This window comes from Microcoleus sp. B3-A4, from assembly GCF_036705385.1.
In the GTDB taxonomy this organism is placed as follows: Bacteria; Cyanobacteriota; Cyanobacteriia; order Cyanobacteriales; family Microcoleaceae; genus Microcoleus.
In genome coordinates this window covers 1-9376 of sequence record NZ_JAUBUI010000139.1, presented here as the reverse complement: position 1 = coordinate 9376, position 9376 = coordinate 1, and the positions used below count along the sequence as shown (strand labels likewise).

Sequence of the window (9376 nt, the reverse complement as noted above, 5' to 3'; positions counted from 1 at the left end):
CTAATCGGTGTAAACAAGTGTGACCTATATGCACTCCCGTCTGGGCTTCTATTTCACTCTCTGCTTTCTCATAAGAGAGATTAGCCACCTGACGGAGGCAGCATTTTTCAAATAATGGAGCTAAACGAGTAGATTTTTTCACTCCCAATTTTTCGGCTTGTTTTTCAGTAATTATTAGTTTACCAATGCAACTTTTTACTGTGCGAGACCGTCCTGATTCTGTTCCTGTTGCCTGTTTGATAAAAAAAAACCAACCTCCGGCCCGACTAATTCTAGCCATTGCTCTCGAATATGCTTTTCGATTGTTTCCAGACTTGATAATTCTGAAACCGGAGTATTTGTGTACATAATCTCGGCAATCTCAGCAGCACAAGCTTTTAAACGCTCCTTCTGTTCAGGGGTCATAGCCACTCCTCCTACAAATGCAGTTCATGCTTCTGTTGACGCTCTACCTATTATCCTCTCTGGATAGCACTTTTACAAAACTGGGATGCTCCCAGTCACAAGTCTGTTTCAGTAATCTGTATTTTACTTTTTATTGGGGTAGTCAGGGCTTTCTGGATGGCGGCGGGGACAGTTCCAGTTCTTGTTTTATTGGCTACTTAAATCGCTCAACCCTCAGTATTTCATTTTTTTTATTTATGTTAACGAACGTTATTTCTGTACTGCTAGGAACATCTTTTGGCACTCTAAGTAGGCACGATTTCAAGCGGTTATCTTATTTTGGCAAAGGCTCCAATATTTTCTCAGCATGACTCGCTGCCACCGCCGCAAATAAAGTTTCATAATGATTCAAAGCTTCCTCAAATCCGTAATTCTCCACAGCATAATTTCTGCCTTGCTCGCCCAACGCATCCACCTTAGCAGGGTGCAGGTACAAATCCTCAACAGCCTCGGCCAAAGCCTGCGGATCTTCCGGCGCAACCACCACCCCGCCACCGCTTTGCTGCACTGCTTTCTGGGCCGTACCAGTTTCGGGAACCGAAGCCAAAATTGCCCGGCCGCTGGCGAGAATTACTTGAATTTTTGAAGGCATATTGAAGTTAGTAACGCGGCGCTTTTGTACGACTAAACTAACATCAGCAGCAGCTAACAATTCGGGCAATTTTTCTCGCGGTTCAAATGGCAGCAACATTACATTATTAGCTTTGTAAGTTTCGCAATCTTGTTGCAAGCGGGCGAGTGCTGTTGATTCCCCTACTATTACAAAAGCGATTTCCGGTATGTGCTTCAAACGAGCGGCTGCTTGGACAACTGTTTGCAAGCCTTGAGTGAGGGCAATATTGCCTGCATAGAGAACGACAAATTTGCCCTTTAGTTTGTGAGTTTCTCGAAATGAGTTACTTTCCTTGGGTAAGGGGCGAATGAAATTGACATCAACCCAATTGGGCACGCAAACTATTTTTTCCGGGGGTACTCCCTGAGAGTGCAATTTTTTGATAAAACCGCTGTCGATGACGCTGACTTGGCTGGCTGTGCAGTATGCCAATTTTTCCAAAGCGTCAGCAATGCGAACTAGCACTCCGTTTTTTTTGACCAAGCCGACGCGCACGGCTGCTTCTGAGACGATATCCTGAACGTTGAGGACGATCGGGCAAGCGCGAATCCAGCCGTAAAAGGCGACTGGGACGCAAATTGGTAAAGGGGGCATTGTCGAGAAAATCACGTCGGGACGCCAGCCTCTGAAGGCTTGGACGGCGCTGGAGACGACAAAACTGCCGTCTAGCAAAAGTCGGTCTAGCAGGCTGGGGTGGGGGCCGTTGACGCGCAGATAGCTGCGCTGAATTGTGACGCCCTTGTGTTCTTCGGTGAGGTAAAATTTGCCCTCATATTGCGGATAAATCCGGCGCTGCGGATAGTTGGGCATTCCTGTGACGACTCGGACTTGGTGGCCGCGCTTGACTAAGCCTTGCGCTAGTTCTGTCATCAGGGGGGCAATGCCGATCGGCTCTGGATAATAGTTATAGGAATAAATTAGAATACGCATACTATTTATTTTGAAGCAAATAGTCCTGCAGTCGCGTGCATCGAGCCTGCACCCGCAGAATTGCAGAGGATGTGGTTGGGTTCCGGGTAGGACAATAGGGGGCGAGAGGATCTTCCACTCCTGGCGAAAGAAGCCGCCCTGACCGGGCGGGTATCCCGCCCTCAGATAATATTTTTTCGCATTACCAGGCAGTTCCGGCGATCTTCAGTACGGATATAGCGAAGATCGTCTGTAAGCTTGTACATGAACACCAGTCCCCTTTCTCCTTCTCTGTCCAAAGGATCGCGCTGCTCTTGCATGATCGAGTGCAGCTTTGCTTCTAAGTTGAAGGGTTGACCCCTGTCCCAAATCCTAATTTCTAAGTAATCGGCAAACACTTTTACCTCAATGTCTATGGGCGTCGTGGGGGGCAAGTTCTGGTGAGCGTGGCGGACAGCGTTTGTAAAGCCTTCGTTGATTATCAGCCGGCACTGCCACCAGAAATCCGCTGGTATCATGGGCAAAACGATATTCTCCAACCATTCCAAAACGGATGTTAAAGCATTCAGGTCTGTTTCAACCTGCAGGTGCCACTCGGCCTTTGGTTGCTTGTCTTTCATCTTTCTTCCCCCTGGTCGGCCCCCACCACCGCTGTACTCAGCGGCGGAGGAAGAGAAAAAGGAGGGCAAGGTCTTGGCAACATATTAGTTAAGTCAAGCTTGAGTTGAAGAAGCCCGTTTTGCCTCAAGGTGAGCATTCCTTTCGCACCATTTACTCGCACAGCAAATGAGAGACTTCCGATACTGTAACCTGCCTCGGTAGGGCGTTTAAATAGGGAAAATTCGCGAGTCAGCTTGCGAGGAAGTGATTTAAGCTTCGACCGTGTTAGCAGTCGGTACTTTTCTAAACACAGGTTAGTTCTTCTCGTCCTCGAAAATCCTGCCGGGATCATTCGAGTATGACCTCGAATTCGCCAATTGCTAATTATTAATGCTCTGAGTGCAGAGCTGGCAACTAGCTTGGCATTTTCTGGGCGTGTGAATTTTAACACTTAATGCTAACGTAGGTATCGCTAGCGATCGTCTGCTTGACTAAGTATCGAGTTCGAGATCCCGCCCCCCGCCTGCAACAGCACCTCAAAGTTCAGCGGTGGGTTGTTGAGGGTTCCTACACAGCGCCACTATTTTTGTTAAACAGGACTGTTATAGTTTTGACAATTAGTTTGAGGTCATACACCAGGCTCCAGTTTTGTTGGTATTTTAAATCTAAACGGATGACATCTTCAAAATCGCGGACTTGAGAGCGACCGTTGACTTGCCATTCCCCTGTCATGCCGGGTTTGACATCCAAACGCTGCCACTGAGGGACTTCGTAACGCTCAACTTCGTCTGGGGTAGGCGGTCTAGTGCCGACTAGACTCATTTCGCCTTTGAGCACGTTCCAAAACTGCGGCAGTTCGTCGAGGCTGGTTTTGCGTAAGATGCGCCCTACTTTGGTAATCCGCGGGTCGTTGTCATTTTTGAAAAATGCGCCAGAAGCCTGGTTTTTGATTTGGGCTTTCATGGCTTCGGCGTTGGTACACATCGATCGAAATTTCCAAATCCGAAATTGTTTGCCCATCCAGCCACAGCGGGTTTGACCGAAAAATATCGGGCCTGGATCGTTGATAGTGATGGCTGCAGCTATGGGTACGAGCAAAATTCCTGTAATCATCAAACCGACTATTGCCCCAACAATGTCTATCAGCCGCTTCACCCACGATTGCACTGAGGGGTGGGTCATCGGTAGCTGATTGTCCGAGGGGTTGGTCTCTGTGGGAGTTGAGGTTGCAGAGGGCTGCTCGATCGTCAGCACTTGATCTAGGCTGGTGAGAGCAAATACTGCCATCACCTGCGGCTTGAGGCTTCGGAGCACCAAGTCGCTACCACGCTGTTTGGCAAATTTCAGATTGCTGACTAAAGCACCTATCCCGCTACTGTCGATGAATGTCGTCTGACTGAAGTCTAGGACAATCTTGCTGGGAACGGTGCTACCCGAAAAAAGTTGCTGGCAGGTTGTCTTGAAGTTTACGGCTTCAAGTACGCTCAAGCGCACGGGTATGTGAACTGAGGGAATCTCGTCCGAGTACGTTACCCGAAAATCTGCCTCTGGGGTTTGACTGACCATGAAGTCCTGGTTTCAAATTTCAAGCTGATGTCTTTAGCCTATTCTGTCCTAGCAGCTCCTCCTTATGCTAGCTTTATAAAAACTTTATAAAAACGCCTGCCAACTCGCCCCCCGAGAATGATATCAAAGGCAAAAATAGACTTGAGTCTACCAGTGCCAGTTTTGGCCCAAAGATTTTTGAACGCAGTCGCTGTCAAACTTTGACATCGGAATCAAGATTTTTGTGGATTCAGGCCGACTAATCTTGTCATTAATCATTTGGGTGCCTGTCTTGCACCGGATAGCCATCGCAGTTAACAGTTAACAGCTAACACACAAGTCAACAGTTAACGGTTAACTGGAAAACCCCCGTAACAAGCGTCGGGGGATGAGGTTAAGAATTGTAGACGTTTTCTGACTGGGAGGTTTCGCGGGTGATGGGTTTGACTTTGGCTTTGGCTTTAGCTGCGTTGCGTTTGAGGGCCTGGAGACGAGCTTCGTATTTAGCCCGCTGCTGTTTTTTGGAGGTTTGCTCGATTAAGGTTTTTAAGGCGCTGCCGAGGCTTTTGTAGGCGTTTGGAAGAGTGTAGCCGAAGCGGGTGGCTAGGGCGAGGGCTTTTTCGTCGGCCTCTACTGCCTCTTTTAAACTTTTCTCTCCGTTGTTTTTTTGGTAAAGTCTCCAGCCGGAGACGCCGCACAGGGATAGGGCTAGTAACAGCAGCAAGCCGTCTTGCACCCACAGTTCGCCTACAGCCCCGCCTAAACCAATGGCGAGGGCTGCCATTTCCCAACCGTCTCTGGGAATGGTGTCGTTTTGGATTCTGGCGACTTCGTGCCAAAATAGGAGGTTCCGCTGATCTATTGCTAGCTGTTCCCAGCGGATCAGGTCTATTTGAATTTCTACCTGGTCTTTGCCTATTTCTTCGCTGCGGATCAGGGTAGGATTAACTTCTATTGTTTTTTCTACTGTTACCCAACTTTGGAGTTCTGGGGGCAGTATGTTTTTCAAGCGCCGGATCTCACTCATCTCGGCTCTTGCTGTAGAGGTTGCATAGGATGTCATAGCTCCGGCCTATTGATTTTGCAAAGGTTAATATGTGTCTATTTCTGGAGTATAGCAAACCTTGAATCCAAATATAGTCTAGCAACGGGGGTCGATCGACCAATACTTGCAATTTTACTTGATTTTAGTTTCAGGGGGCGATCGCAACTGCCTGCTCGATCATTGACTTTCGACTATTTCATCAGCGGTTCGATTTCTTGTCGCAATTTCGGCCAAGCCGACAAAACTTCCGGCTTAGAAGTTATGCCTTTTTGAACTAAAACAACTCCGTCCAATACTTCAGCAATTCCCTACAAACTTCGCAGTATAGATTCATCGGTAAGACGCACCCCCTCAACTCTACCTCTGTCACTCGGAGCTTTTAAATTATTCTGCTGTAAATGCCATAAGTCCAGAAACTCATAATCGACAGCAACAGTTTTTCCGTCTTTCTATATAAACTGCATCATTTCTAAATAAATTATTTTCTGGCTGGTCAAAAGATGAGAAACTCTAGCCACTCTAAATTATTTGTACAATACAATTATATTTTTTTCCCTTAGTGAAATTGGGTTTTATAAGTGTCAAAATTAAAATATTATTGTAATTTTGTTAAAGTTCGGGAAATATAATAACAGCATATAACAATGTTCCTACCTTATACACCCTGCTTTTTCCATGATTTTACTCTGAGCTATAATAAGCCAATAAATAACAATTTATTCGGCCTTTTGACGGTGATTTACTGTCGTTTTACCTTTGAACAAGCTGCTGCATTTTTTGACCTTGAGGATAGCTAGCACCCTCCGCTATCAAGAAAGTTTCTGTTAGACATTAAGTGTTTTTCTAGTTTTGATATATTCCGATTTTAGGGTTGACATAGCGACTGGATGCGGAAACCTGTTGCTTAGTTAAATAGCTTTTTTAACAAATTTTTAATCTCGTGATTACCGACGAAGTATTTTCTGTGAGTGTGGGCAATAATACTTGTTTCAACGTCTAATTTTGTGAAAAAGTAGCGACAATTAAATTAGTATGATATGAGTATAACAGCTTGTTTTATGTTTCATTCCGGAAGATTTTTTAGGTACATAAAGTTGGATCGCTCTTCTTTTTGTTCCAACACCCTCTCTTTTTTGGCCTTGTTTAAAATTCATTTTTTTCTCTTTTTTTGCTACATGAGCGCGATCGCCCACAGTCGGGTGTTCGATCGCGCACAGTAGCTAGTCGGAGCGCGCACAGTAGCACTAACTACTGGTCTAAGCCTTTTATTTTTGCAGAAAATATTACCACTTTTCGGGGATTTACACACATCATTCAGACGCGATTTAAATGATTAAAGTGACTTGAGAAGACCACTTTCTAACTGATAAATTGCTGCCATGATTCCACTTTCAGGATTTGTGAGGAGCGACTTTTTGACATCTTTCAAGTATTCTACAATGTGTTCCCGCAAAATTGGTCTTTCTACTGTGACTGTGTGATTATAATCCCACAAATCCCAAATGATAATTCCGATGCCGACAATCGGGTCGATTAAACTTACTCCCAACTGACTAGCCACTGTACCGCCTGTTTTTGTGGCTACCTTGGCGGCGGCTTTGCTGGCAACTTTTGCCGTAACTTTACTACCAACTTTAGCTGCTACTCCCAAAATTAAGGGTTTAGCAACTAAGTAGCCACTGCCGCCAACTAATACTTTTAATGAAAGATTCGAGACGTTTCCTTTGTCGCTAATGGTGGTGGCAATATCGTTCAGATATTTGTCCCACTGTACTTGGGGTATATTATAATTGTTTTGAACTACTTTCACATTTTTGCTAACTTCTGATATGTACAAATTAGCAGTATCTTGAGTGATTAATTGAAATCGCAGTTGAGCGTTTTTGGGTACCAGCACCCGGTTAGCAAATTCTCTTTGAAAGTCTTCGGTTAATTTTTCCGAAACAGCACGAGATGCTGCTGTCATATCAAATCTGTTGAGTACGGCAGATTTTACGAAGTTAAAAGGTACGGTAAACTCCATCTTTTTTTGAGTGAAGTAATCAAAGTACCAATCGAGGAAACTATTGTCTACTCGTGCAATTACTTCGGTTTCCCATTTGTCCAACTCTTTTGATGCGAAAGTTTCGGCTGTTATATGGGATTGTTGGATAGCGTTTTTAATGTCTTGGTTGACTTTGCTAAAATCGTGTGGCGGCGAGACTACAACTGCTGTGGTTCCCGTATTTGTTAGTGACTGGGAAATTAGAAAGTTACCTAATAAGGGAATGATGACTACTAAAATTACGATCGTCCAAATCATCGGTGTCACAGTTTTTATAAACTGACCGATAACTCTGAGACGTTCTGTTTTCTCTGAATAGCTAATTTCTTCCTTGTCTTGACTCATGGCGGTTTCTCAACTGATGAGAGTTGGGCTAGTTTCGATTATAGGCGATCGTACTTGCGATCGTGTTACGGGCGTGTGGCCTGGGATTCTGGAAAAGTTGGGGAAAAGTGCGCCCTTTCATCCTTGACTGTATAATAGTCATAGCCTTAGTTATAGCTCAGGTACTGACTTCCCCAAAAGTATAAAAAAACATGGTTCACAAAATAGCTCTATTTAATCACAAGGGCGACGTTAGCAAAACAACCACTACATTTAATCTAGGATGGATGTTAGCCACGAAGGGAAAAAAAGTAATCATAGTGGATGCCGATCCGCAATGCAACCTCACAGGGATGGTTCTGGGGTCTTCAACTAAGGAAGAGCTAGAGGAAGTATATAAAAAAGAACAGAATATTAAATCAGGCTTAGCACCTGCATTTGAATCAAGGCCTAAGCTAATTGAGGCTGTAGATTGTTTACCAGTAGAAAGGTGCGAGGGTCTGTTTTTGTTGCCTGGTCATGTGGGATTTGCTGAATATGAGGTAACATTAGGCATTGCACAAGAGTTAAGCGGTTCAATTCAAGCACTGCAAAACTTACCTGGTTCAATTTCATATCTTTTCCAAAAAACAGCAAAAAAATTTGAGGCTGATTATATTTTGATTGATATGAGTCCAAGTTTAAGCTCAATTAATCAGAACCTGCTGATGACCAGTGATTTTTTTATACTTCCCACAAGTCCTGACTTCTTTTCAGTAATGGCGATCGATTCTTTGGCAACAATTTTGCCAAAATGGTATGCTTGGGCTCAAAAAGCTTCAGAAATGAGGATTTTGAAAGATGCTGCCTATCCATTTCCCAAAGTCACACCGCGCTTGCTTGGGACTATTGTTCAAAACTATAGAACCAGAAAAGGAGTGGCTGCAGCAGCTTTTCAGAACTGGATTGATGTAATTGAAGAAGCTGTTTCCGCTAGATTAGTGCCATCTTTGCAAGCAAATAGTATGTTGCTGGCTAAAGAAATGTACGAATCTCAAGACATCGGCCGTGATTTCTGCCTTGCAAAAATTTCGGATTTTAACAGTCTGATTGCTAAGTCTCAAGAGCATCAAACACCTGTTTTTGCTCTTACGCCAGAGCAAATAGAGCAGGTTGGTATAGTTTTAACAGGCACTCTAGAAGCACAAAAACCCTTCATAGAAACTTTTTCCAAACTGGCGGACAGAATTATTGGTTTAACGTGCCATGCAGTCAGCAATTGATCTATTTGGCATCAGTATTGCTCGCGTTCGGCATCTGATTGCTGTGCATAATTCTCTAAAAGCTCAAGCTAGTAGTGTTCTGGATCTTTCCGATATGCTCAGAGCTGCACTTGTTCTAGCGGTTAGCGCTTTAGACTACTATATCCACGAAGTTGTCAGGATAGGAATGTTAGAAATTCATCGAGGGCAGCGTCCTGAACCTCCTGCATTCTCGCGGTTTCAAATTTCATTGGGTAGCGCTCGCGCAGCTATAAACGCAGGACAAAATATTGATTCCTGGTTAGAAGATGAAATTCGCCAACGCCACAGCTACAAAAGTTTTCAGAAACCAGAGCATATAGCTGATGCTATTCGGCTGATTAGCAATAAAAAGTTGTGGGAAGAAGTTTCTATTAACATGGGTAGGCTTGCTAAAGATGCTGAAGATATAAAAAACCAACTAAGTCTGATTGTCGAGCGCCGAAATAAGATAGCACATGAAGCAGATATAGATCCTTCCTACCCAATAGGCGATGGGAGCATCCCGCTTTTTAACTAAGCAGAAATACTGAGTTTAATGTGGTTATTTAAATATGCACACCTGAGTCTTA

General features: G+C 44.3%; 9 protein-coding genes. 2 read left to right on the top strand and 7 right to left on the bottom strand.

All coding sequences use genetic code 11. The features are described 5' to 3' along the window. Positions 1-195: 195 nt before the first annotated feature. From QUB33_RS28170 to QUB33_RS28140, 7 genes are all read right to left on the bottom strand, one after another. Positions 196-405 carry a hypothetical protein gene (locus QUB33_RS28170; RefSeq protein WP_333274990.1) on the bottom strand — a complete coding sequence of 70 codons (210 nt, stop codon included), beginning with the start codon at positions 403-405 and terminating at the stop codon, positions 196-198. Positions 406-718: 313 nt separating this feature from the next. Next, a complete protein-coding gene (locus QUB33_RS28165; RefSeq protein ID WP_333357538.1) occupies positions 719-1987 on the bottom strand; it encodes a WcaI family glycosyltransferase in 1269 nt (422 codons plus the stop codon). 161 nt (positions 1988-2148) lie between these two features. Beyond that, complete coding sequence (locus QUB33_RS28160; RefSeq protein WP_190737564.1) at positions 2149-2586, bottom strand: ATP-binding protein; 438 nt, start codon at positions 2584-2586, stop codon at positions 2149-2151. 547 nt (positions 2587-3133) lie between these two features. Continuing rightward, positions 3134-4132 (bottom strand): sugar transferase, encoded by a 999-nt coding sequence (locus QUB33_RS28155; protein WP_333357531.1) that lies wholly within the window; start codon positions 4130-4132, stop codon positions 3134-3136. Between the two features lie 373 nt (positions 4133-4505). Beyond that, positions 4506-5174, bottom strand: coding sequence for a DUF3318 domain-containing protein (locus QUB33_RS28150; RefSeq protein WP_190663209.1), 669 nt, complete (start codon positions 5172-5174; stop codon positions 4506-4508). Between the two features lie 1004 nt (positions 5175-6178). Next, positions 6179-6349: a hypothetical protein gene (locus tag QUB33_RS28145; protein WP_333357528.1), complete on the bottom strand. Its 171-nt coding sequence runs from the start codon at positions 6347-6349 to the stop codon at positions 6179-6181. A gap of 140 nt (positions 6350-6489) precedes the next feature. Then, entirely contained in the window at positions 6490-7545 is a 1056-nt protein-coding gene (locus QUB33_RS28140; RefSeq protein ID WP_333357525.1) for a hypothetical protein, read from the bottom strand. Between the two features lie 191 nt (positions 7546-7736). On the opposite strand from QUB33_RS28140, the gene QUB33_RS28135 reads away from it, so the two are divergent. Both QUB33_RS28135 and QUB33_RS28130 read left to right on the top strand, forming a co-directional pair. Beyond that, positions 7737-8786: an AAA family ATPase gene (locus QUB33_RS28135; RefSeq protein ID WP_333357522.1), complete on the top strand. Its 1050-nt coding sequence runs from the start codon at positions 7737-7739 to the stop codon at positions 8784-8786. Next, positions 8770-9324: a HEPN domain-containing protein gene (locus QUB33_RS28130; protein WP_333357519.1), complete on the top strand. Its 555-nt coding sequence runs from the start codon at positions 8770-8772 to the stop codon at positions 9322-9324. The genes QUB33_RS28135 and QUB33_RS28130 overlap by 17 nt, the downstream gene beginning before the upstream one ends. Positions 9325-9376 lie beyond the last annotated feature (52 nt).

Bases quoted from the DNA above. Each gene is read 5' to 3' on its own strand.
- QUB33_RS28150 (WP_190663209.1), bottom strand. From the start codon at position 5,174: ATGACATCCTATGCAACCTCTACAGCAAGAGCCGAGATGAGTGAGATC.
- QUB33_RS28170 (WP_333274990.1), bottom strand. From the start codon at position 405: ATGACCCCTGAACAGAAGGAGCGTTTAAAAGCTTGTGCTGCTGAGATT.
- QUB33_RS28135 (WP_333357522.1), top strand. From the start codon at position 7,737: ATGGTTCACAAAATAGCTCTATTTAATCACAAGGGCGACGTTAGCAAA.
- QUB33_RS28140 (WP_333357525.1), bottom strand. From the start codon at position 7,545: ATGAGTCAAGACAAGGAAGAAATTAGCTATTCAGAGAAAACAGAACGT.
- QUB33_RS28165 (WP_333357538.1), bottom strand. From the start codon at position 1,987: ATGCGTATTCTAATTTATTCCTATAACTATTATCCAGAGCCGATCGGC.
- QUB33_RS28130 (WP_333357519.1), top strand. From the start codon at position 8,770: ATGCAGTCAGCAATTGATCTATTTGGCATCAGTATTGCTCGCGTTCGG.
- QUB33_RS28155 (WP_333357531.1), bottom strand. From the start codon at position 4,132: ATGGTCAGTCAAACCCCAGAGGCAGATTTTCGGGTAACGTACTCGGAC.
- QUB33_RS28160 (WP_190737564.1), bottom strand. From the start codon at position 2,586: ATGAAAGACAAGCAACCAAAGGCCGAGTGGCACCTGCAGGTTGAAACA.